The sequence below is a fragment of the Pseudorhizobium banfieldiae genome (assembly GCF_000967425.1).
Classification (GTDB): domain Bacteria; phylum Pseudomonadota; class Alphaproteobacteria; order Rhizobiales; family Rhizobiaceae; genus Neorhizobium; species Neorhizobium banfieldiae.
In genome coordinates, this window is record NZ_FO082820.1 from 344,184 (window position 1) to 367,606 (window position 23,423).

The window sequence follows — 23,423 nt, forward strand, 5'->3', positions numbered from 1 at the left end:
ACGGGCATCCCAGAAACAGTGAATTAACTTAATCGGTTAGATCTCCGCTTGGACTCTGGATTTTAGGAGGGGGCGCAACCCCGTAACCGGACATGGAAATTCGGTTTCGACGTCAAATGAAGCTCTGACCCGCTAGCGATGCAGATGGTGCAAATCCAGCGGTGGCCGTATCGTCTCGACGGACGCCGCCAACTGGCTCAAGGCCGATCCCTTCGTATAGCGGGCGGTTTCGCCGGTCGTGCTGTGGCCGGTCAGGTGGTCGATAACCATCGTATTCACATCCGCTTGATGCATACACGTCGTCGCCGTGTGCCGGAGCGAATGGAAATCGAGATTCTTTCGGTAGACGCCGATCTGCTGGCGATAGCGGGTGAACCATTTCGAGAACGCGTGACCGAACTTGTTATCTGCGCCGCCCGGCTTGAGTTGCGGGAACAGCGCGTAAGAGCGCTTCCCGAAGCTCTCGGCATAACTGAGGAAACCCAGCCGGATCAATTCGGAGTGGATCGGCACCTTTCGCACCGCGTTTTTGTTCTTCAGTTGGCGGGGCGGGCGGTCGTTCAGGTCGAAATAGGCGATACCGTCTTCCTCGCGAATGTCATCGGTCTGGAGCTGGCAGATTTCTTCGAGCCGCATTCCGCTGAACAGGGTGATGAGCGGAACCCAGAACTTTTCGTCTTTGAACAATTGATCGCCTTTCATGCTGCGCTGGCGTTCGTTTGCGCAGCCGGTCCAGATGGGCGAGGAAAACAGGGCTTTGAGCTCGTCCGCATCCCACATATCGCGCTCGTCGCTGGCCCGCTTCGTATTCGTGAACTTGAAGCCGGAGAAGATGTTGGTGGTCACTTCGCCGCCGGAAATCGCTTCCGACCAGAGCTTCGACAATGCCGAGAAATGCCGCTTGATCGTCTTTTGCGTCAGCAGGGGTGAGCGCTTTTCCTGCGGCAAGGCTTCGTATCGTGCAATGATCTCGGCGGGGCCAAGATCACGATAGATCGCCGCCTTGCCGTAGTCGAATGGCATCTTTTCTGCTGTCTTGCGGAACGTCAGGGCATCCGCGCGGCTGTAGTCGGATAGAGGGCGGTCGCCACAGATGGCCATGAATAGTCGATAGGTGGCGTCCGCCTGACTGGCCATTTGCTGACGCCAGTCGCCACGCGCCACCTGCGTTTGAGCGAAATCTGGATAGACCTTCGAAAACATGGGCCCGGATTTCGTTGCTGATTCAGCTTTTGGCGATGGTGATACCGATGCAGGCGAAGCGGCGGCATCTTCGCGAAGGGCGCGGATCAGCAGCTTGTCTTTCGGCTCGAAATTGAAGTCGCCTTCGTACCGTGCCGCCAAGGCGTTCGCGAGCTCGATACCGGCGCGATGAACCGCCTCGGCGCATTGATGCCTTTCCTCGGTGTCGAGGTCAGCCCATTTCAAGCCTTGGAGCCTTGCGGCTTCGATGGCGGTCCAGCTTCCATCATGCAGCGCGTTCGCACCGAGCGCCTTGCGAACCTTGTCAGCGATTATGCGCCAATATTCGGCCCGCGCGCCACGTTGTTTCTTCGGAGACAAATCGGCCGTTGGCTCGGTGGGACTTTTCCTTCTGGAGCACAAGGGCATAGAAATGCTGCACGAGGTGGGCAAGTTGATCGTCTGAGAGCATCGGGTTTCGGCGAGCCAGTTCAAAGAGTTGTTCTGATTCCCGGTATAGCTGATCTGAAAGCAGCCGGGCAGTCTTCGCGTTGCAGGCTCCGAGACTGCGGACCAGTTCGCGTCTGCCGATGCGCTCTCGAAGCTCGACCGGCACGGCTCGCCGGAAATGATAGGTACCGCCACGGCGGACGACGTTCGATATTGCCAATGGTTCCGCCAGCCACCGAGACGGTGGTTTTTGTAGCAGCGGATTGTAGCAAAATGCCGTTTTCCGCCGACGTGGGCGTGAGGCATTCGAACGATTTCAGCGAGTTAAAAGGAAGATGGCTGGGGAACCTGGATTCTCACATGATTTCAATAGCTTATAAAAATAGCCATTGATTTCCCTATATTTTCCTGCCGCGGGCGACCATGGATGCCACCTTAGTGCCCCGGGTTTGGGCATCAGTCAACAGGGCTAACGATCGGCAATAATTTCCAATCCAGGGGCTCAGGGCTGAGGCTGGATCTCCGCGACCTTGGCTGCTGCTCTTGCTGACTGAAGTGATGACCATTAACGATGGCGACCCTGTGGGTGCGATGAGATGTCCAGGCAAGACCAGAAACGGAACAAGGTAACGCTGCTTGATGTCGCCAAACACGCCGATGTTTCGCGTGCGACAGCGTCACTCGTTGTTCGAAAAAGCCCGCTGGTGGGGGCTGAGACGCGAGAGCGCGTCGAAGCCGCGATGCGTGAACTCGGCTATGTCTACAACATGGGTGCCGCGAGGCTACGCGCCGAACGAAGCCACACTATCGGTGTCGTTGTGCCCAACCTCACCAATCCGTTCTTTGCGGAGCTGCTGGGTGGAATGGAGGCCTCGGTCGACGCGGCCGGATTGGTAATGATCATTGCCAACAGTGGAGACGGGCCACCTCGGCAGGCGGCGGTCCTGCAGCGCTTGCGCGAGCATGGCGTCGACGGGATCATTCTCTGTCCTGCGGCAGGTACGCCGGACGATCTCGCAAGCAAGGTCAGCGACTGGAAGCTTCCGGTCGTCCAGGCACTGCGACATGTGACGGATGACATTGATTATGCCGGGGTGGACTACGCAGCGGGTATGGAAGAAGCGGTGGAGTATCTCGTCTCCCTTGGCCACCAAGCTATCTGCTTTGCAGTTCATGGCCCGGTTCACTCGGCCTACCATGAACGCGTCCAGGGCTTCCGGGAGTCGATGAAGCGATTTAGTCTGAAGCCTGATCTTGTCATTCGTGTTCCTGACCGCGTGGACCAGATCGCTAAGGAAGCCGATGCGCTATTTGCGCAGGGCAGGGTGCCAAGCGCGGTGATCTGCTTCAACGACCTCGTCGCGCATGGACTGGCCGCCGGCTTCTATGATCGCGGTTTGAGGATCGGTCGCGACATCTCGCTAATCGGCTTTGACGATGTAGCCGACGCTGAAGCCATGCGGCCCCGTCTCACTTCCGTCTCGACCTCGCCAAGCGAGATCGGCCACAACGCTGTCGCCTTGCTTTTGGAACGTATCGCGCAGCCTTCTTTGCCGCCGCGTTGCTGGATCAGCGCGACGAAGCTCCACATCCGCGATTCCTGCAGTCCGCTGTCATCTTCGTGAAACCGGTGGGCCAATTGGCGGTTGACTCACTTACGACAGAAATTTAGATCGATCTAAAGGCGCGATGAGGAGCGCCGGGCTCGGGAGGCGCTACGTGTACGATTTCAATTTCGCGCCAGTATTCGCTTCGTTCGACCAGTTGCTTGTGGGGGCCTGGCTGACGATCCGTTTGTCCTGCGCAGCCATGCTTCTCGGTCTGATCGTCTCGATCGTCTGTGCCTGGGGAAAGACGTCCGGCCCGTCGCTGATCCGGTTCGTCATCAATGCGTACATTGAGATTATCCGCAACACGCCATTCCTGGTGCAGATCTTCTTCATCTTCTTCGGTCTTCCATCGCTCGGTCTACGCCTTTCCCCGAATAGTGCGGCTCTGCTAGCGCTCGTCGTCAACTTCGGCGCCTACGGCACTGAGATCATCCGCGCCGGCATCGAATCCATTCAGAAGGGGCAGGTGGAGGCGGGGACAGCCCTTGGTTTGTCGAGACTGCAGGTCTTCCGCTACATCATCATGAAACCAGCCCTGCGCACGGTCTATCCGTCTCTGACGAGCCAGTTCATCTACCTGATGCTGACGTCGAGCGTGGTTTCGGTGATCTCTGCGGACGACCTCGCGGCTGCGGGCAATGACCTGCAGTCGGCCACCTTCGCGAGCTTTGAGGTCTATATCGTCATCACGCTGATGTACCTGGCCCTATCGATCGGCTTCTCGGCAATCTTCGCTGCGATCGAGAAGATGGCGTTCAAGTACCCGCTGAGCCGATAGGAGCGCAAGGATGATCAGACCCTTTGGCTGGAACGAGTTCCTCATCATCGTCATGGCAGCGCAGTGGACGATCGCGCTCTCGGCGATCGCCTTTGCCGGCGGAGGGATCGGCGGTTTGCTGATCGCGCTTGCCCGCGTCTCCGATGTCCGGCCTCTGCGACTGGTGGCTCTAGGTTTCATTCGCGTCTTCCAGGGGACGCCGCTTCTGATGCAGCTCTTTCTGGTGTTCTTTGGGATGAACATCTTTGGCATGGCGATCAACCCATGGATTGCCGCGACGATTGCACTGACGCTGCACGCGAGCGCATTCCTGGGAGAAATCTGGCGGGGCTGCATTGAAGCGGTTCCCTCGGGCCAGCGTGAGGCGGCGACGGCGCTTGGGCTCAAGTACTATAACCGGATGCGCTACATCGTGCTCCCTCAGGCGGCGCGGATTGCTGTGGCGCCGACCGTCGGGTTCCTCGTCCAGCTCATCAAGGGCACCTCGCTTGCCGCCATCATCGGATTCACCGAGCTCACACGGCAGGGGCAGATCATCAACAACGCCACCTTCAGCCCGTTCATGGTCTTCGGAACGGTGGCCGCCATTTATTTCATCTTGTGTTGGCCGCTTTCGCTATTGGCGCGGCGCATGGAAGTCAGGTTTTCTCGGGCAACACAACGTTGACGAGACCCCGCCGGCGGGAGGGCCGGCAGATCAAGAAAGGGTAGGAAACATGAACATTACCAGACGCGCAGCAGTCGCTATCATGGGCGCAGGATTGATGGCTGCGGCGACCTCTCTCCCCGCAGCGGCGCAGACTGTCGAGAACATCAAGTCCGCCGGAAGCGTCAAGATCGGGATGTTGGTGGACTTCCCGCCATTCGGCATCATGAATGAAAACAATCAGCCTGATGGCTACGACGCGGATGTGGCAAAGCTTCTTGCCAAGGAGTGGGGTGTCGAGGCGGAGATCGTTCCGGTCACCGGTCCCAACCGCATTCCCTACCTCCAGAGCAATCAGGTGGACCTGCTCGTCGCATCCTTGGGTATCACCGAGGAGCGTGCCAAGAGTGTCGACTTTTCTGAACCCTATGCAGGCATCTCCATCGGCGTCTTTGGTGCCGAGGATGCGGAAGTCACCAAGGCGGAGGATCTTTCCGGAAAGACCATTGGTGTGGCCCGCGCTAGTACGCAGGACACTGCAGTCACGAAGATCGCTCCCCAGGATGCGACTATTCAGCGCTTCGATGATGATGCGAGCGCCGTTCAGGCCCTGCTGTCCGGTCAGGTTGAGTTGATCGGAGTCTCGAACGTCGTGGCCGCCCAGATCGAACAGGCAGCGCCCGGCCGCTTCAACCAGAAGCTTGAGCTGAGCCAGCAGGTCCAGGGTATCGCTGTACGGAAGGGTTCGAGTGAACTTCTGGAAGCCGTCAATGCCTTCCTCGAGAAGGTCAAGGCAGACGGCCAGCTCAGCGCGATCCACGAAAAGTGGCTCGGCACGCCGCTGCCGAACTTCGTCGCCGAAGGCAAGTAAGAGAAAACAAGGAGTTCCTCGCATGGCTGATACTCATGCTCACACATCGAAGGCAGACGTGCGGGGAGCTTCTGGTCCGGCGGTGACGATGGAGGGCGTCAACAAGTGGTACGCTGAATTCCACGCACTGAAGGACATCAACCTGTCGGTGGATCCCGGGGAGCGCATTGTCATCTGCGGTCCCTCCGGTTCCGGCAAGTCAACCCTGATCCGCTGCATCAACCAGTTGGAGATGATCCAGAAGGGACGGATCGTGGTGGACGGCCACGACCTGACGGCGGGCGGCAAGAATGTCGATATCGTGCGGCAGGAGACGGGCATGGTCTTCCAGAGCTTCAATCTCTTCCCCCACATGACCGTGTTGGAGAACTGCACGCTCGCACCAATCAAGGTGCGCGGAATAGCCAAGGCGGAGGCTGAAGCAACGGCCATGCAATTCCTGGAGCGGGTGCGCATCCCTGAGCAGGCTCAAAAGTACCCGGCCCAGCTTTCGGGCGGTCAGCAGCAGCGCGTTGCGATCGCCCGTGCGCTGTGCATGAACCCGAAGATCATGCTGTTCGACGAACCGACCTCGGCCCTCGACCCTGAAATGGTCAAGGAAGTCCTCGACACGATGATCGATCTTGCCAACGAAGGCATGACCATGCTGTGCGTGACGCATGAAATGGGGTTTGCCCGCCAGGTCGCCGACCGCGTGATCTTCATGGACCGGGGCGAGATCGTTGAAGTCGGTGCGCCCGAAGACTTTTTCAACAGTCCCCAGCATGAGCGGACTCGCAACTTCCTCGGCCAGATCTCCTGAGCGACCAGGCTTAGGGACGGAGTATCCAAGATGAAACCGGAAATCCTGCTGATCGAGCCAATGCTCGATGTCATCGAGGCTCGCCTCGACGAGGCTTATGTTGTCCATCGACACTATGCTGCCACTGAGCAAGAGGCCATCGCAAAAGCCCTGCCGTCAATCTGTGCTGTCGTGACGGGCGGGGGTACCGGACTTTCGAACGACCAGATCGATAGTCTGCCGGCGCTGGGCATCATTGCCATCAACGGCGTGGGTACCGACAAGGTCGATCTTGTGAGGGCCCGAGGCCGAAACATCGACGTTACTACGACGCCAGGCGTGCTGACGGATGACGTCGCCGATACCGGGATAGCGCTGATGCTCGCGGTTCTCCGTCACATTGCGAAAGGCGATCGCTTTGTTCGCGAGGGGCGCTGGGCAAGGGGCGGGGCCTTTCCTTTGGGAACGAGTCCGAAAGGCAAACGCCTGGGCATCCTCGGACTAGGTCAGATCGGGCGTGCTCTTGGCCGCCGCGCGGAAGCCTTCGGGATGACCATCGGGTATTGGAATCGTTCACCCCAGACCGATACCGGCTGGACAGCACATGCCACGCCTACAGAACTTGCCGCGTCCAGTGACGTGCTGGCGGTTTGCGTTGCGGCCAATGCCGCAACGCAAGACCTCGTCAATGCCGAGGTGCTGGAGGCTCTCGGGCCGAAAGCCATTGTCATCAACGTCGCGAGAGGCAGCGTCGTTGACGAGGATGCATTGCTTCAGGCTCTCTGGAATGGCACGCTCGCCGGAGCAGGTCTTGACGTGTTCGTCGGCGAACCGCGAATCCGCGAGGAGTTTTTCACAGCACCCAACACCGTTCTGATGCCGCATCAAGGTAGCGCAACGCGCGAGACGCGGATTGCGATGGGTGAGATTGTCCTCGCTAACCTCCAGGCATTCTTCAACGGCGAAAAGCCGCCCACCACCGGCAACTGAATCGGACGTGACATGATCATTCGCCAAGCACTCTTCGAAGGTCGCATCCACGAAGGTAAGGAAGCCGCCTTCAAGGCATATGTGGCAGATAAATTGATGCCGATGTGGCTGGAGTTCCCCCGCGTTTGCGAAGTCCGCGTGCTCTATGCCATTGACCAGGACGAGGGCGCTCCCGCTTATCCCATGGTGCTGTCGACTATGTACGAGAGCCGCGAGGGACTGGATGAGGCACTGAACTCCCCGATCCGGTACGCAAGCCGGGATATGACCAAGGGCTTGCTCGCCATGTTCGACGGCGTCATCCACCACCATGTTTTTGAGCTAGAAGCTTGATTCTGCGCGACGACGGCGTTGCCGCCGCCTGAAATGTGGGGCGACGGGGTAGGAACAGTCAATCGTCTCCGCTCCTCATGCTTCTGCATGCTCTATGGCGCGGGAGGCCGTCTACCCTTCAGGCCACACCGCCGAGGCAGACGTACTTGAGTTCCAGAAACTCCTCGATCCCGTAGCTTGATCCTTCGCGACCCAGGCCGGAGAGCTTAACACCCCCGAAGGGAGCTTCGGCGGTCGAGATAAGCCCGGTGTTGACGCCCACCATACCGTACTCAAGAGCTTCCGCGACCCTGAACACCCGGGCCATGTCTTTCGCGTAGAAATAGGATGCAAGGCCGAATTCCGTATCATTGGCCTGCCGAATGACGTCTGCCTCGTCCTTGAACTTGAACAGAGGCGCGACGGGACCGAAAGTTTCTTCCCGAGCGACGGCCATCTCGGCCGTGACGTCGGCAAGTACGGTAGGTTCGTAGAATGTGTTGCCGATCGAAAGGCGCTTGCCTCCGGTGACGGTTCTGGCTCCCTTGCCCAAGGCGTCAGCCACGTGTTCTTCTACCTTTTCCAGCGCTGCCCGGTCGATCAATGGTCCGAGGATCACGCCCTCGTCAAAGCCGTTGCCCGTGACGAGCTTGCCCACAGCACCGGCCAGCTTTTCGGCGAACGCATCATAGACGCCGTCCTGCACGTAGATGCGATTTGCACAGACGCAGGTTTGGCCGTTGTTGCGGAACTTGGCGATGATCGCCCCCTCAACTGCCGCATCCAGATCTGCATCGTCGAACACGATGAAAGGAGCATTGCCGCCAAGTTCAAGGCCGAGCTTCTTGATGGTCGGCGCCGATTGCCTGTAGAGTTCCGCACCGACTTCCGTAGAACCCGTGAAGGTAAGCTTCCGGACAGTTGGGTTCGCTGTCATCTCGCCACCGATTTCTCGCGCCGACCCGGTGATGACGCTGAATAGTCCCTTCGGAATGCCAGCCCGCTCGGCTAGAATTGCAATGGCGATAGCCGAAAACGGCGTCTGCGACGCTGGCTTCAATACCATTGCACACCCAGCCGCAAACGCCGGCCCAGCTTTGCGAGTGATCATGGCGTTCGGGAAGTTCCATGGCGTGATCGCGGCAACCACCCCAATGGGCTGCTTCATGACCATGATCCGCTTGTCGGGCTGGTGGCCGGGAATGATATCCCCATTGATACGGCGACCTTCTTCTGCGAACCACTCGATGAAACTTGCACCATAGGTGATCTCTCCCATGGCCTCAGCAAGTGGCTTGCCCTGTTCGAGCGTCAGGATCTTTCCAAGGTCCTCCTTGTTCTCCATCATCAATTCGAACCACTTGCGCAGCACGACACCGCGCTCCTTTGCAGTGCGTGCGGCCCAGTCTTTCTGCGCAATGCGAGCTGATTCAATTGCGGCGCGGGTTTCGGCCGCGCCAAGCTTCGGCACGTGTCCGATGATCTCACCGGTCGCCGGATTGTCGACCGCAATATGGTGGTCCGCGTTTGCCTGAACCCATTCACCGCTAACCAAAGCCGCTTCACGGAAGAGAGATTGATCCTTGAGCTTCATTTCTTCCAACTCCTGTTGTCCCGGTGCATCGTACTCTTAGCGGGCCTCTTCGAGGATCAGGTCCGCAGCCTTTTCCGCAATCATGAAGACAGCGGCCTGCGTGTTCCCAGAAACCATCGTGGGCATGATCGAGGCGTCGGCAATGCGAAGTCCTTCGATCCCATGAACCTTCAGCGCAGGATCGGTAACGGCACCTTCGTCCACTCCCATCCGGCAGGTTCCGCAGATATGATAGATCGTCTGGCCGTCGCGTCGGGCGAAATCGAGCCAGTCTTCATCGGTCCTGCATTCAGGACCGGGGCTCATCTCCCTATCTCGGAAAGCGTCCAAGGGAGCCTCCTCGACGATCCTTCGAGCGACCTTCATTCCGTCGACGATAGCTCGACGGTCCTCCTCCGTTGCCAGAAAATTTGGTCGTATGGCTGGTGGCGCAAAGGGGTCGGGAGATTTGGAATGTATGGTTCCCCGCGACTCCGGCCGAAGCTGAGTGACGCCGATGGTCATTCCAGGAAGCCGATCAAGCTTACGCTCCGCTGCATTGGCGTAACTCGCATGCATGAAGAAGTACTGGACGTCGGGCCCATCTAGGCCCGGTCGTGTCCGGACGAAGCCATGGACGAGCCCGGTACCGAGCGTCAAGATGCCACTCCGCGTCGCGAAGTAGCGTGTAACCGCGAGTCCAAGCTTTAGGCCGCGCGTCTGCTCGTTGAGGGTGACCGGCAGCTTCACACGCCAATTCATCCGGGTGCAGAAATGGTCGATATAATTTGCCCCCACGCCCGGCAGAAAGTGCCGGACCTCAATCCCTAACGGCTGCAATATCCGTGGGTCGCCTATGCCAGACAGCTCCAACAACTGCGGCGTCTGGGCAGCACCTGCGGTCAGGATGACTTCGCGTCGAGCGTGGACCTCGACGGAGCTGCTGCCCAGGCGCAGTTCGACGCCCGTCGCCCGGCCGTTCTCCAGAAGAATACGCGTTACGTGCGCATTGGTTCTGACCTCAAGGTTGGGTCTGCTCAAGGCTGGCTGAAGATAGGCAGCAGCCGCGCTCACCCGACGGCCACGTCGTTGGTTCACCTGATAGTAGCCGAAGCCGTCCTGACGATCTCCGTTATAGTCGGCACTGCGTTCGTAGCCCGCGTTCTCCGCCGCAGAGATGAACGCTTCGGCGATTAGCGGGCGTTCCTTGACTTCAGTGACTGGCAGTGGACCACCTCGCGCACGCAAAGACGAAGCGGGGCCGTCGTAGTCTTCAAGTTTTCGAAAATAAGGGAGCACTTCCTCGAAGCTCCACCCCCGGCAGCCCTGTTGCGCCCAACCGTCATAGTCCTGCGGCTGCCCGCGTACGTAGATCATCCCATTGATCAAGGTGGAGCCACCGAGCCCCTTGCCACGGGGAACCGAAATGACCCTGTTGCCGGTGGCCTCCTCCGGCTCGGTTTGAAAGCGCCAGTTGAAGTCCGGATTGGTAAGCAGCTTACTGAAGCCTGCGGGAATCTCGACCCAGAGGCTTCGCGCGGCCTTGCCCGCTTCCAGCAGCAGGACTGTGTACTTCCCAGATGCCGTCAAACGGTTTGCAAGAACGCAGCCGGCCGTACCACCGCCGACGATGATGTAGTCAAACGACTCGCGATCCTGCTGCATTAGTTCACCCCCCTGATCGCTTTGGTGTGTAGGAGCGAGAAAGGAAGGATCTTGCCAGGATTGAGCAGGCCACTTGGGTCGAGCGCAGTCTTTAATGTGGAAGCGAGACGCAGGTCGCTTTCGGGGGCAAGCCGCAGCCATTCATCCACCCGATATTGCCCCAATCCATGTTCCGCAGAGATGGAGCCCCCGTGCTTGATGACGGCATCGTGTACTATGCGGTTGATTGCCTTTTGATCGTGATCCGGTCGGAACAGGACATTGTAATGGAGATTGCCGTCGCCCAAGTGGCCGAAGATATTGAGCCCCGCTCCGGGAGCTGCATCTACCAGAGCGGCCTCGGCATCATCCAGGAATTCGCGCAAGTGCGTGAGTGATACGGATATGTCGTGCTTCAGGCTAGGACCGTCCCGCGCTTCTGCTTCGGTGACGTGCTCGCGCAGAGCCCAGAGCTGCCGAGCTTGCGCCTCCGATTCCGCAACAACGCCATCGATAACCCAGCCACTCTCGAACCCGCCCGCCAACACACCTTCGGCTGCGTCGCGCAGTCCGGAAAGACTGGAGGCTCCTTCAAGAAGAATGAACCAGTCACCAGCGGTGATAGGGGGCTTTAGATGCGCATGCCGGCTGACGAGATCCAGAGAGTTGGCAGAGATAAGTTCGAAAGCTGAAAGTGCTTCTCCGATCTCCTGCTGGGCGTGGCCGAACAGCGAAATGGCGGCTTCAAGACTGCTAACGCTGAGGAGGGCTGTGACGGAGTAACGAGGAACGCTCACGAGCCGCAGAACTGCGGCGGTGACGATGCCCAAAGTGCCCTCGGAACCGATAAACCACTGCTTCCAGTCGTAGCCGGCATTGTCCTTGCGCAGATGGCGCAAGCCGTTTGATACACTACCATCAGCAAGAACGACCTCAAGCCCGAGCGTAATATCGCGCGTCATCCCATAGCGAAGAACATTCAATCCGCCGGCGTTCGTGGCTATCACGCCCCCGACAGTAGCGGAGCCTTCTGCTGCGATGGCGATCGGAAGCATCCGGTCCATAGAAGCCGCCTTCTCGCGAACGGTCTGGAGGATCGCACCCGCTTCTACTTCCACGGTCATGCCGATCGGATCGAGCGAGCGGATCGTCTGCATACGGTTCAGGGAAAGGACGACCTGGCTCCCAGTGGTGTCCGGGATGGCGCCGGCGGCAAGGCCGGTGTTGCCGCCTTGGGGCACGATGCTGATGCCAGAGTCGCCGCAAAGTCGGACGATGGCCGCCACCTGGGCTGTTGAGGCAGGGCGTACCACGCATGCTGGCACCCCCGTGGTGCTTCGCTTCCAGTCCGTCGCATAAGGTGCGGTGTCTTCTGCTGTGGTCAGGACGTATCGCTCGCCCACGATGCCAGAGAGCGCCGAGAGAAGATCGGTTCGGCTCGTCATGCCAGTGCACCCATGTGCTGCGCCATCAGCACGATCTGGGACTCGAGCATCGGTTTGCCGGGAAAGATCTTGCACCCTTTCGCCTTCGCCGCCTCAAGAAGTGGTGTCATGGCGGGTTCCATGATGGCATCCGCGACAAGCTGATCCCGATGAAGCTGTGAGAGGTCTAAGGGTGGCTCATCGCCGGAACGCATTCCCAGCGACGTCCCGTTGACGACCAATTCATGGTCCGCAACCCGCTGAGCATTGGTTGCAACCGTAAGAGCCGGATATGCAGCTTTAAGACGTTCGGTAAGGCTCACCGCACGCATCACGGTCCGATTTGCGATAGTGATGTGGGTCACTCCTGCCTCGGCGAGGGCGAATGCGATGGCGCTGGAAGCTCCCCCCGCGCCCGCAACATAGGCCCTCATCCCCGCCGGATCCGCGCCTCCAACACGCAAGGCTTCAACAAAGCCAATACCGTCAAGCATGGCCCCGACCATGCGACCGTCAGGCTCGCGGCGAACGCAATTGACGGCGCCGATGTTGTGCGCAGCTTCCGTGACCTCGTCACACAGCGCGAGCATGTCCGTCTTGTGCGGCACCGTCGCGATGAAGCCCCCGAAGTTCTCCATACGCCGCAGACCATCAACAAGCCCCTTCAAGCCATCCGGTTTGACATGGAATGGCACGAGCACCGCATCCACGTCCTTCGACTTCAGCAGGGCGTTCATCACTTCCGGCGTCTTCACATGATAGATGGGATCGGCGAGAATCCCGTAGATGCGGGTGCGTCCGGTGACTGGCGGCAAGAAGCTCCGGTAGAGCTCATTGTGATCCGCGGCGATCGGAGAGGTCATGAGAGGATCCTATGCATTGCCTTGTTCGACACGTCTGGCGTGCCTCAGGTCATGTACAGGCCACCGGCAACGTCGATGGTCTGGCCAGTCACAAAGCTTGCTTCTGGCGAGGTAAGGTAGAGGGCAAGATCGGCAACTTCCTCGGGGGCGCCCAATCGCCCCATCGGCGTCATTCGCACCTGTTCCTCGTTGACTTCGCCGGCGACGGCGCGAACCATAGGGGTTTCGATGCGGCCCGGCGCTATGGCATTGACCCTGACTCCGAAGGGTCCGAGTTCTGCGGCAAGATGCTTCGTAAAGCCGATCAGGGCAGATTTCGTTGCGGCATAGTGGCAAGCTACGATGGGCGAGTATGTCTTGCCTGCAACCGAAGACATGTTGACGATCCAGCCGGCATTCGCCTCCCGCATGCTGGGGGAGAGCGCACGAATAGTGTTGAAGCAGCCGGAAAGATTGACGGCGACGACCCGGTTCCACTCCGCTGGATCCATCTCCCAGATCTTATGTGCGATGCCTTCATGCTTCGGCGAAATCCCGGCGTTGTTCACGACAGTGTCGAAGGGGCCGCCGATCCGGCCTGCCGCATCCCTGAGTGCCTTCTCTACGGACGGATAATCCGCGACATCCAGCACCAAGGGGATGGCACCGCCCTTGCCGTCAGCTTCGATCAGCCGGACGGTTTCATTGATGTCGGCTTCGTTCATGTCAGCAACGCCGACCATAGCGCCACGTGCTGCGAATCGCTGCGCAATGGCCCGACCGATGCCGCGCCCTGCGCCAGTCACCAGAACGCGGCGTCCAGCATGGCTCGGCCTGTAGGCGATTTCTTCCGGATTGATTTCTCGATGAGACATTTCAGATTCCCAGATATGCTTGACGGACATGGTCGTTGTGGAGCAGCGCATCGGACGTGTCGGCAAGGACGATCTCGCCGTTCTCGAGCACGTAGCCCCTGTCAGCCGCCTTCAGTGTGTGGAAGACGTTCTGCTCGACGATCAGGACGGTTGCCCCTGTCTTCACAATCGTCTCGATAACGTCGAACACCTGCGTGACGATGATCGGCGCAAGGCCGAGAGAAGGCTCGTCGAACATCAAGAGTTTGGGCCGAGCCATCATGCCACGGGCGATTGCGACCATCTGCTGTTCGCCGCCTGACAATGATCCGGCTTTCTGGGAAAGACGCTCGCGCACTCGCGGGAACAGCGACAGGACCTCCTCCAGAGCAGCGTCCTTGTGCTGCCGTGCCGCCTTACGATAAGCGCCCATCAAAAGGTTTTCCTGAACCGTCATGTCCGGGAAAAGCTGACGCCCTTCCGGGATCAAGGTGATGCCTCGATCGACCATCTCGTGCGAGGAAAGCCGGGTGACGTCCTCACCTTCGAAGGTAATCTTGCCTGTGGTAGGGCGGATCAGTCCGGCAATGGTACGAAGAGTGGTGGTCTTGCCAGCGCCATTTGCGCCCACAATGGTGACGACTTCCCCGGCCTCCACGGCCAGTGAGATATCGTGAAGAATGGTTGTCGGGCCGTAGCCGGCGTGAATGTTCTCAAGCCTGAGCATCGATGAATTCCTTTCCAAGATAGGCCTCGACGACCACGGGATCCTTGACCACCTCGCGAGGCTCGCCCTGGGCGATGATCTTGCCGGAATTTAGAACGATCACGCGATCCGAGAGGGACATTACCGCCTGCATGACGTGCTCGATGGCAACGATGCTGACGCCGCTGTCGCGGATCGACTTCATCAGGTCGATCGCCCGGCGAACATCCGTCTGGTTGATCCCCGCCATCACTTCGTCGAGCAAGAGGATGCGTGGCTTCATCGCCATGACACGAGCGACTTCCAGCCGCTTCAGGCCGCCTATGGTCAACCCGCGTGCCTCGGCATGGAGCCAAGGCCCAAGCCCCATCCGCTCGGCCGTCTCACGCGCAACTTCGCGGGCTTCTTCGACATCGGAATATCGATGGAACGCGCCGACCATGATGTTCTCTTCAACGGTCATTGCGGCGAATGGCTGAACGATCTGGAAGGTGCGACCGACGCCAATCGTTGCGAAATCGCCAGGAGTAGCAGGACTTTGCCAGCTACCGTCGGCGGCGCGAACCGTTACCGATCCGCTATCCGGTTTCAGAAAGCCGGAAATCATGTTGAAGACGGTTGTCTTGCCTGCACCATTCGGCCCGATCAACCCGAGGATTTCTCCTTCCCTGAGCGTGAATCCGACGTCGTTGGTGACGTGAAGGCCGCCGAAATGCTTCTGCAGGTGCTCCACACGCATGACGTCGGAACCGATCGGTGCCCTCTGGCTTGCGTCGGACGTAGCCGCGCTTGCGGCAATCGTGCCTGCTGACACGCCCCGCTCACGCCTCTGCTTCGTGAAGCGAGAGATCAGCCCCATCAGGCCGTTGGGCATGAACAGAACGACCAGCATCAAGACAACGCCATAGACGAAGCCGTGGAGGCCCAGCGCATGCGCCCCAAGCCAACCACGCGCCAGTTCGCTGATGGGTACGAGAAGAACAGCGCCGAGGAGGGGACCGAACACGGTCCCCAAGCCGCCGATCAGGGCAAACATCGCGATCTGGATCGACATTTGCAGTGAGAACATCGCAGCGGGCTCAATGAATGTCAGATACATGGCATGAAATGTACCGACAAAGGCCGTGAGTGCGGCAGATACCGCAACGGCTGCGAGCCGCACCCGTACCGTTCCAACGCCAGCGGCCAGTGCTGCCGATTCCCGCTCGCGAGTCGCCACGAGGTAGAAGCCCATCCTGTGCGAGCGGATCCACCAAGCGACCGCCAAGGTCAGCAGAAGCAGGCCGAACGCGATGAGCAATTGGGGGAGCCGGTCACGAAAGACCATCCATTCCCAACCAATCTGCAAAGGGATCATCAACCCAGTTGCGCCGCCAGTGAGTTCACGCCAATGAAGGGCGAGAACCCGGAACACTTCCAGAAAAGCAATGGTAGCAAGAGCGAAGAAAGGACCGTGCAGGCGGAAGCAGGGATAGCTGATGATCACTGCGGCCACGACGGCTATCGCAGCGCCGGCGAACATCCCGATCCACGGACTGATCCCCATGTTCATCAGGATGACACCGGTGTAGGCGCCAATCCCGTAGAAGATGGCATGGCCCAACGAAAGCTGGCCGGCAAAGCCACCCACGATGTTCCAGGCTGTTGAAAGGGCAGCGAAGATGCAGATCGTGATGAAGATATGGTAGACGAACTGGTTGCCGACCATGACGGGGATGAGGAGCAGTGATGCAAGGATAACCGCAAGTGGGATAGCCTTCAGCATCCAGCCATTGGAGGCTGCCTGCGGTCTGGGGGAAGTGGAGGAAATATCTGTCATGGCGACACGTGCGATAGGTTGAGACGCGAGCTGAACAGGCCCGACGGCTTCAGGATGAGGATCAAGAGGAACACGCCAAAGACGGCGACCTCACGAAGGTCGGAGCCGATGTAAAATCCCGCAAAGCTGTCGATCAGGCCGATGATCATGGCGCCGGCAAAGGCCCCTCCGATCGATCCAAGACCTCCCAGAACGACGACGACGAACGCGGTCAGGACGAAGTATGTGCCGATACCAGACGAGGTTGGATAGAGCGGGGCGATGAGGACCGAGGCGACTCCCACACAGGCGGCGCCGATGCCAAAGGTCAGGATGTAGATCCAATTGACATTGATACCCATCAGCTGAGCAGCCGCGCGGTTTTGGGCGACGGCGCGGATGGCACGCCCGGTCTGGGTGCGCGAAAGGAAAAACTGGAGAACCACGACAACTGCAATGGAAGCAACTAGGATGGCAACCTGGCCCGAGAGCAGGCGTACAGGACCAAGTTGCAGAGGAGTTCGGAGTCCACTTGCCGGCGTGCTAGCGATGTCGGCACCGAAGACCAACAGCGCCAGGTTGATAAGCGCGGTCGAAAGTCCAACAGTAGCGAAGATCTGTATGTGATCGTCGTCGGCAGACATCAGGGGCTGTATCAGGAACCGCTGTGTCACGGCGCCCAGAAGAAAGAGGGCCGGTGCAACGAGAATAACCGTCGCAAATGGGTGGATCCCCATCCAGGTCGTCAGGACGTAAGTCAGATACATGCCCACCATGAGGAATTCCCCGTGGGCGAAGTTGACGACTTTGACGATGCCGAAGATCAAGGTCAGGCCCACGGCGACGATGGCGAATAGACTGCCGAGCATGATCCCGTTGGTGAGAACTTGTAAGAAAGTGTTCATTGGCCTCTCCAGGACAGAAAGGTGCCGGGCGGTGACCGCCCGGCACGTCAGAAGGGCTTACTCACCCAGCTTGATTGGCGTCATGGCAGCGGAATCCGGGAACACGGTGACCAGCTTTCCGTCCTGCCACTGCATCCCCATCATTTCAGCGCGTTCGTTCTGATTGTCGTCGCCGAACTTGAAGCCATAACCAGCAGCGGTGACGCCAGCCTCGATGTCGATGGCCTTCACGGTGTCGACGATGGTATCCGGCTCAAGGTCGGAGGCTTTTCCAAGGGCTTCAAGAATGACTTTTGCGCCCACATAGTTGTTGAGGGAATGTCCCGAACGGGGAGCCGAGCCGTATTTCTTCTGATACGCCTCAACGAACTGTTCCAGGCCAGGCGTGTAGCTCGTGTTGACAGTGTATTGGGTGAAGTCGACGTCCAGTACGCCTTCGATCACGTCATGGCCGACTGCGTCCGCGGTAGGTTGCATCGAGTAGCCGCCGCCGCCGCCAATGATGGCGGAAGGCTTGTACCCCGCCTCGTTCGCCTGCTGCAGAAAGAGAACTGAGTCGTTCTGGTAGGACGTCTGAAGAACGATATCGACCTCTCGGTTCTTCAGGTCGAGCACCAGGGACGACATGTCCACGATAGCCGCGGGATAGGCCTGGGTCGTCACGATGTTGAGACCGGCTTCTTTGGCGTAGGCGTTCTGCCGCTCGGCAACGGATGTACCGTAGCTGGAGTCTTCGTGGATGATCGCGATCTTCAAGTCAGCCGGCTCTTTGCCGATACCGGGTCCGACTTTCTCTACCACCATCTGAATGATCATCTTGGCCATGTCGTCAGCGGTGGGATTAGTACGGAAGAGGTATTTCATGCCGCGCCCGGTGACTTCCTCGGCCACAGCACCAAGCTCGAAGTAGGGAATACCAGCCAGCTCGGTCACCTGGCTGGCTGCAATCGAGCGTGCAGATGAATAGGTGCCAAAGATGGCTTTGACGCCTTCGAGCGAAGTCAGGCGCCGCGCCTCGCCGATCGCCTGGTTGTTGTCGACCGCATCACCTCGCACCAAGGTGATCTGTTCACCTTGAATGCCGCCGGCGGCATTGATTTCTTCTACGGCCAGTTCAAGACCACGCGCACTCTCTTCACCCAAAAGGGCGAGCTGTCCGCTGAACGGGTAAAGCGAGCCGAATTTGACTTCGGCTTGCGCCGCGGTTGCGGTCAACGCCAGAGCGATGGCAGTAGTCTTCATTAGGTACGACAGTTTCATTGTTTCCTCCCGTGAAAACGTCGTTGCTGATGGGTCTGTAGGTTAGTAGTTCAGGGCTTCCTTGCCTTCGAAGCTGGTGATTGGCGGATAGGCCCGCTGGTCGGTGATGACGTCCAGTACCGTCGTCTGTCCGCTTGCTAGCGCATTCTTCAGCGCAGGCAGGAAGTCCGATGGCTTCTCAACACGGATGCCGTCGCAGCCAACGGCACGCGCGATTGCCGCGTGATCGACGGCTTCGAAGTCACATACGTCTGTAAAGTCGCCGAAGAGGCTAAGCTCTGCGTGTTTCTGATATCCCAGAATCTGGTTGTTGAGCACGACCACCACGACTGGCAGCTTCATGCGCCGGGCGGTTTCCAGTTCCGACCAGACATGGCCGAAGCCGCCGTCGCCCGTAAGGCAGATCACGGGTGCATCCGGCCGGGCCGTCTTCGCACCGATTGCGTAGGGTAGCCCCCAACCGAGCCCTGCAATGCCTCGCGGCGTGAGAAAGCGCTGCCCGGCCTTTTGGGCCGTAAGGAAGTTTGCGATCCAGATCGACGAGTAGCTTGCATCGGCAACCGTGATGGTCTCCGGGGTCAGAACAGCGTCGATGTCGGCAAGAATACGCTCCGGGCGAAGAGGAGCCGCATCCATGTCGACGAGACGCTTCATGTCTTCGTCGTGGGCCGTGCGTCCGCTGGCGATAGTGGCTTCTATCCTCGGGCGTCTCGACGCAACGGCCGAGAGGTCCCGCTTCCTCAGCTCGGCTTCCAACGCAGCAAGCGTCAGCTTGGCATCCCCGACCAGGCGGAGAGCCTCATAGTTTCGACCAACTTCGCTGCTCTCGATGTCAATATGGATATAGGTGGCGTTCTTCGGGTAGAGCGACCAGCTATCCGTACCGTTCTGGTTCGTCCGGTTGCCAACGAGGATGACGACGTCGGCTTCAGTGACCAATGAGCGCAGGTGGGATGAGCGGCCCCGCGGCGCCATGAAGTAGCCTACGACGCCTACGGAAAGTGGGTTGCCCTCGGCCACCGCGCCTTTGCCCATGACCGTGGTCGCAACTGGAAGGCCGAGCGCTTGCAAGGCTTCCAGTTGCGCCCACGCCTGGGAGGAATGTACCCCGCCACCGGCGATGACGATCGGCGCCTTGGCAGCGGCAATCAGGTCGGCTGCGGCCGCTATCCGTTCCGGATCAGCGACAGTCCGGTCGAGCGGGAAGGCGCCGAGCGAGGCCGAACGTTGCGGCGCCGCAGGATCAAGATCAGGTCGCTCGTCCAGCACATCGAGTGGCACCAGCAGCACCGCAGGACCGGCGCGACCGCTGGCGGCTGCCGTAAACGCCATGTCGACATAGTCATCGATGCGTTGAGGATCGGCGACCCGGCGCACCCATTTCGCGACCCCGCCAAACAAGGCGAAATGATCGAGTTCCTGGAAGGCGTTCTTGTCGGTGAACCGGCGCGACACATCTTGTACGATTGCCACCATAGGAATTGATGCCTTGAATGCTTCAGCAAGGCCTGGAACGAGAAGCGTGGCCGCAGGCCCGTTTTGGGCAGTGACAACGGCAACCTTGCCAGAGGTGCGGGCATAGGCGTCCGCCATGGCAGCGCCTGCATTCTCCGTGCGATAGCCGATCTGGCGGATCCCATAGTCCGGGGCCGCGAGAAACAGTGCGGAGGGAATGCTCTGACCGAAGATTTCCTTCACGCCATGCCTTTGAAGTGCAGCCGCCAGAAGATGGGCTCCGGTCATGTTGCTGCCGGCGGACTTGACCGGATGATTGGCGACCATGTTCATGCCTTTGCTCCCTGTTGTGGCGTGTCTTCGCCGTTCGGCATGGAAAGAACGATCTTCCCAATATGTGCTCCCGTATCCATGCGGGCATGTGCATTCCGGACGTCTTCGAAGGCGAAGACGGAATCGATTAGCGGCTTCACCTTGCCTGCCTGAATGAGTGGCAGGACCTTTTCGCGTAGCGCTTTGGCGAGCTTCGCTTTCATTTCGATTGGACGAGCACGAAGCGTGGATCCGGTGAGGGTGACGCGCTTCATCAGCAGTGGCGTGAAGTCCACCTCCGCTTTCGCGCCTCCGAGGAAAGCGATCTGCGCGATCCTGCCATCAACGGCAACCGCTTCCAGGTTGCGGGCGATATAGTCACCGCCAACCATGTCCAGGATGACATCCGGACCACGCCCATGGGTTAGACGTCGACTTTCGCTGACGAAGTCCTGCGTTCGGTAATTGATCGCCGCGTCCGCTCCCAGGTCGAGGCAGGCCTGGCATTTTTCGTCCGAGCCCGCCGTTGTGATCACTTGCGATCCTAACGCCTTCGCCAGCGATATAGCCGTAGTCCCGATCCCTGATGTGCCGCCGTGGATCAAGATCGTCTCACCCGCAGCCAGGCGAGCCCGTTCGAAGACATTGCTCCACACCGTAAAGAACGTTTCCGGGAATGCGGCAGCCTCAGTGAAGTCAAGGCTGTCTGGAATCGGTAGCGTGGCCCCCTCCTGAACGATCGCCCAATCTGCGTAGGCACCGCTATGAACGAGTGCCATCACTCGATCATCCTGCTTGAATTCACGGACGTCCGGGCCAACCGCTTCCACCGTACCGGCAAGCTCCAGTCCCAGAACGTCAGAAGCTCCGGGAGGTGGTGGGTAGTTGCCCTGCCGCTGCATGACATCGGGCCGATTGATGCCCGCAGCACGGACACGTACCAACATCTCTCCAACACCAGGATTGGGGCATGGACGGTTGACCAATTCTAGAACCTCCGGTCCACCCGGCTGTCTGGCAATTACGGCTCGCAAAGTAGAGGTCATACGTGTTGTCCTTCAGGAATTAGGAGGACCTTGACGGCCTCTCGGCTGCGGGCGAGTTCGAACCCCTCGGCGGCTCGTGAAAGGGGGAGGCGGTGTGTCGCTAGAGTCGACAGAAGGTGTGTGTGTTCAGCCAAGAGAGAGATTGCCTCCAGGAGCGCCTCATTGGTCGTGTCATGAGCTGCTCGGAGTTGCTTCTTCTCACGCACAAACCGGGTGAGGTCGAGCTCCAGAGGACGCGAGTGAATGCCTGCTACGACGAAGATGCCGCTGGAACGAAGAATGGCGAGACCTTCCGCCACAGACGTGCTGATGCCAGTGGCTTCCAGGACGCGGTCAACCGGCCGACCGAAATGTCGTTGAACTGCTTCAGCGAGTGTTTCAGTTGCGAGATCTACGGTGCCAGCAATGCCAAGATCCCGCGCGTGTTGCAGGCGCACATCATCATTGAAACCAGCGATCAACACGTCGGCGCCGCGTTGGGATGCGACGAAAGCCATACCAAGTCCGATTGGACCAGGGCCTAGAACGACAACGCGGTCACCGTCCGAAATCTCCGCGAGATTCACGGCGTGAACTGAAACCGCAAGCGGTTCTGCCAATGCAGCGATGTCTAATGGAAGATTATCGGGCACCTTTCGGCAGTTGATCGCCGGGACGGTGACACGCCCCGCGAAGGCACCATCAACGTGAAGGCCGATGATGCGCCGATCGGTGCAATCCTGAGGGCGTTCGGACGAACATGCGAGGCACTTGCCACAGGCGATCGTAGGCCAGCATACCACTCTGTCACCTATCTCGATATCGAGGACGTCTGCACCGACACCCTCGACGACGCCAGAGAACTCGTGCCCCAGCGTCAGGGGCAGGCATGCTTCCATGAACTCGTAGCCTGGCGTCCACTCATAGGCGTGAATGTCGCTGCCACAGATCCCGGCTGCCGCCACCGCGACAGTCGCCATGCCTGCTGCTGGCAAAGTGGGCTCGGGAATTGTAACGATATCGGCGCCGAAAGCCGGCGTCGTCTTACGAAAGGCAAGCAAATGTCACTCCTCCGACCGCACCTTGATTGGACCTCCCCGTCCAAGTTCATGCGAAAAACAGGCTTCGCTTGAACATCTTTGGTGCTATATGTAATTTGTTATAACACTTTTTCTTAAAGGATCTCTGGTGTCAAGACGGCTGGTGCAGAATTATGAGCAGACCGGGGAGGGGGAGGACTGGGCTCGCCCGCTCGTCAAGGAAAACCTGAGCGAAAGGGCTTACTCCGACCTCAAGAACGCGCTCATGCACGGCAAGTTGAAGCCGGGCGAGCGATTAAGACTGCGTCCGATGTCGGCGCGTTTTGGGATCAGCGCGACCCCCATGCGCGAAGCCTTGCTGCGCCTCGTCAGCGAGAAGACGCTCACTTTGGACGCACGAGGCACCGTCGTCGTTCCCACCTTGAGCCTAGATGAGCTTGTCGAGATCCGCAGTATCCGCGTCGACTTGGAGGGACGGGCGGCTGCGGCGGCGGCCGAACGCGCCACGGAAGCCGAGATCAACACCTTAGAAGCGATTCATTCAGAAATATCGGAATGTCATCGCCTTCAACAATTCGAACGGGCAATCGTTCTGAACACGGAGTTCCACCTCGGGCTCTGCCGTTCGGGGCGAATGCCCATCACCTACGATATCGTGGAAGGCCTGTGGATGCGCTGTGGCCCGATCTTATCACACCTCTACGACGGTGGCTTGCCCGACTGGGAACCGCATCCGCACAAGAGGATCATCGCTGCACTTAAGGCCCGGGACTCCGCAGCAGCCGAGGAGGCCATCAAGGAAGACATCGTCCGAGGAGGACAAGGGCTTCTTGCGTATGTGAAGGCGGCGGACAAGACAGATTGATGGAGGGACACCTGTTCGCTGAAGGCGAATTTCTGCGGGCATGACCAACGCGGTAGGGTCCCCAGCCAAGTCGTGAGGATACTCCATTATCCGCCGGAAC

The 23,423-nt window shown here is 59.2% G+C and carries 21 protein-coding genes and 1 pseudogene; 8 read left to right on the forward strand and 14 right to left on the reverse strand.

Going from position 1 to position 23,423, the window contains the following annotated elements; genetic code table 11:
* Nucleotides 1–132: 132 nt before the first annotated feature.
* Complete coding sequence (locus tag NT26_RS01620; RefSeq protein WP_244467655.1) at nt 133–1,677, reverse strand: site-specific integrase; 1,545 nt, start codon at nt 1,675–1,677, stop codon at nt 133–135.
* A gap of 43 nt (nt 1,678–1,720) precedes the next feature.
* Nucleotides 1,721–1,798, reverse strand: a pseudogene (locus NT26_RS23325) (hypothetical protein); the annotation flags it as partial.
* Between the two features lie 430 nt (nt 1,799–2,228).
* On the opposite strand from NT26_RS23325, the gene NT26_RS01625 reads away from it, so the two are divergent.
* The 7 genes from NT26_RS01625 (at nt 2,229) to NT26_RS01655 (ending at nt 7,641) form a co-directional block, all read left to right on the forward strand.
* Nucleotides 2,229–3,257: a LacI family DNA-binding transcriptional regulator gene (locus NT26_RS01625; RefSeq protein WP_052637059.1), complete on the forward strand. Its 1,029-nt coding sequence runs from the start codon at nt 2,229–2,231 to the stop codon at nt 3,255–3,257.
* 94 nt (nt 3,258–3,351) lie between these two features.
* Nucleotides 3,352–4,020 carry an amino acid ABC transporter permease gene (locus NT26_RS01630; RefSeq protein ID WP_052637060.1) on the forward strand — a complete coding sequence of 223 codons (669 nt, stop codon included), beginning with the start codon at nt 3,352–3,354 and terminating at the stop codon, nt 4,018–4,020.
* A gap of 10 nt (nt 4,021–4,030) precedes the next feature.
* Nucleotides 4,031–4,687 (forward strand): amino acid ABC transporter permease, encoded by a 657-nt coding sequence (locus tag NT26_RS01635; RefSeq protein WP_052637061.1) that lies wholly within the window; start codon nt 4,031–4,033, stop codon nt 4,685–4,687.
* Nucleotides 4,688–4,736: 49 nt separating this feature from the next.
* Nucleotides 4,737–5,537: a transporter substrate-binding domain-containing protein gene (locus NT26_RS01640; protein WP_052637062.1), complete on the forward strand. Its 801-nt coding sequence runs from the start codon at nt 4,737–4,739 to the stop codon at nt 5,535–5,537.
* Nucleotides 5,538–5,559: 22 nt separating this feature from the next.
* Nucleotides 5,560–6,339, forward strand: a complete 780-nt coding sequence (locus NT26_RS01645) for an amino acid ABC transporter ATP-binding protein (RefSeq protein WP_052637063.1) — start codon at nt 5,560–5,562, stop codon at nt 6,337–6,339.
* A gap of 30 nt (nt 6,340–6,369) precedes the next feature.
* On the forward strand, nt 6,370–7,308 hold the full coding sequence (locus NT26_RS01650; protein WP_152338557.1) for a 2-hydroxyacid dehydrogenase: 939 nt from the start codon (nt 6,370–6,372) through the stop codon (nt 7,306–7,308).
* Between the two features lie 12 nt (nt 7,309–7,320).
* Nucleotides 7,321–7,641 carry a hypothetical protein gene (locus NT26_RS01655; RefSeq protein ID WP_052637064.1) on the forward strand — a complete coding sequence of 107 codons (321 nt, stop codon included), beginning with the start codon at nt 7,321–7,323 and terminating at the stop codon, nt 7,639–7,641.
* 118 nt (nt 7,642–7,759) lie between these two features.
* On the opposite strand, the gene gabD is transcribed toward NT26_RS01655, so the two are convergent.
* Genes gabD through NT26_RS01715 form a run of 12 tightly spaced genes read right to left on the reverse strand, consistent with a single transcriptional unit; the run spans nt 7,760 to nt 22,479 of the window.
* Entirely contained in the window at nt 7,760–9,214 is a 1,455-nt protein-coding gene (gene gabD / locus NT26_RS01660; RefSeq protein WP_052637065.1) for an NADP-dependent succinate-semialdehyde dehydrogenase, read from the reverse strand.
* Between the two features lie 36 nt (nt 9,215–9,250).
* Nucleotides 9,251–10,858, reverse strand: coding sequence for a GMC family oxidoreductase (locus tag NT26_RS01665; RefSeq protein ID WP_052637066.1), 1,608 nt, complete (start codon nt 10,856–10,858; stop codon nt 9,251–9,253).
* Entirely contained in the window at nt 10,858–12,282 is a 1,425-nt protein-coding gene (locus tag NT26_RS01670) for an FAD-binding oxidoreductase (RefSeq protein ID WP_052637067.1), read from the reverse strand. Before NT26_RS01670 ends, NT26_RS01665 begins: the two co-directional genes overlap by 1 nt.
* Complete coding sequence (locus NT26_RS01675) at nt 12,279–13,124, reverse strand: shikimate dehydrogenase family protein (RefSeq protein WP_052637068.1); 846 nt, start codon at nt 13,122–13,124, stop codon at nt 12,279–12,281. Before NT26_RS01675 ends, NT26_RS01670 begins: the two co-directional genes overlap by 4 nt.
* A 44-nt stretch (nt 13,125–13,168) precedes the next feature.
* A complete protein-coding gene (gene fabG, locus NT26_RS01680) occupies nt 13,169–13,978 on the reverse strand; it encodes a 3-oxoacyl-ACP reductase FabG (protein WP_052637069.1) in 810 nt (269 codons plus the stop codon).
* Between the two features lies 1 nt (nt 13,979).
* On the reverse strand, nt 13,980–14,684 hold the full coding sequence (locus tag NT26_RS01685; protein ID WP_052637070.1) for an ABC transporter ATP-binding protein: 705 nt from the start codon (nt 14,682–14,684) through the stop codon (nt 13,980–13,982).
* Nucleotides 14,671–16,482, reverse strand: a complete 1,812-nt coding sequence (locus NT26_RS01690) for a branched-chain amino acid ABC transporter ATP-binding protein/permease (RefSeq protein ID WP_082077600.1) — start codon at nt 16,480–16,482, stop codon at nt 14,671–14,673. Before NT26_RS01690 ends, NT26_RS01685 begins: the two co-directional genes overlap by 14 nt.
* Complete coding sequence (locus tag NT26_RS01695) at nt 16,479–17,366, reverse strand: branched-chain amino acid ABC transporter permease (RefSeq protein ID WP_052637072.1); 888 nt, start codon at nt 17,364–17,366, stop codon at nt 16,479–16,481. The genes NT26_RS01690 and NT26_RS01695 overlap by 4 nt, the downstream gene beginning before the upstream one ends.
* Before the next feature lie 57 nt (nt 17,367–17,423).
* Nucleotides 17,424–18,626, reverse strand: a complete 1,203-nt coding sequence (locus NT26_RS01700) for an ABC transporter substrate-binding protein (protein ID WP_052637073.1) — start codon at nt 18,624–18,626, stop codon at nt 17,424–17,426.
* Between the two features lie 42 nt (nt 18,627–18,668).
* Entirely contained in the window at nt 18,669–20,414 is a 1,746-nt protein-coding gene (locus NT26_RS01705; protein WP_052637074.1) for an acetolactate synthase catalytic subunit, read from the reverse strand.
* Complete coding sequence (locus NT26_RS01710; RefSeq protein WP_052637075.1) at nt 20,411–21,439, reverse strand: NAD(P)H-quinone oxidoreductase; 1,029 nt, start codon at nt 21,437–21,439, stop codon at nt 20,411–20,413. The genes NT26_RS01705 and NT26_RS01710 overlap by 4 nt, the downstream gene beginning before the upstream one ends.
* Nucleotides 21,436–22,479, reverse strand: a complete 1,044-nt coding sequence (locus NT26_RS01715) for a zinc-dependent alcohol dehydrogenase (RefSeq protein ID WP_052637076.1) — start codon at nt 22,477–22,479, stop codon at nt 21,436–21,438. The genes NT26_RS01710 and NT26_RS01715 overlap by 4 nt, the downstream gene beginning before the upstream one ends.
* Nucleotides 22,480–22,606: 127 nt before the next feature.
* Here NT26_RS01715 and NT26_RS01720 point away from each other — a divergent pair, with 127 nt between their 5' ends.
* Nucleotides 22,607–23,323, forward strand: coding sequence for a GntR family transcriptional regulator (locus NT26_RS01720; RefSeq protein WP_052637077.1), 717 nt, complete (start codon nt 22,607–22,609; stop codon nt 23,321–23,323).
* The last annotated feature ends 100 nt before the right edge of the window (nt 23,324–23,423 follow it).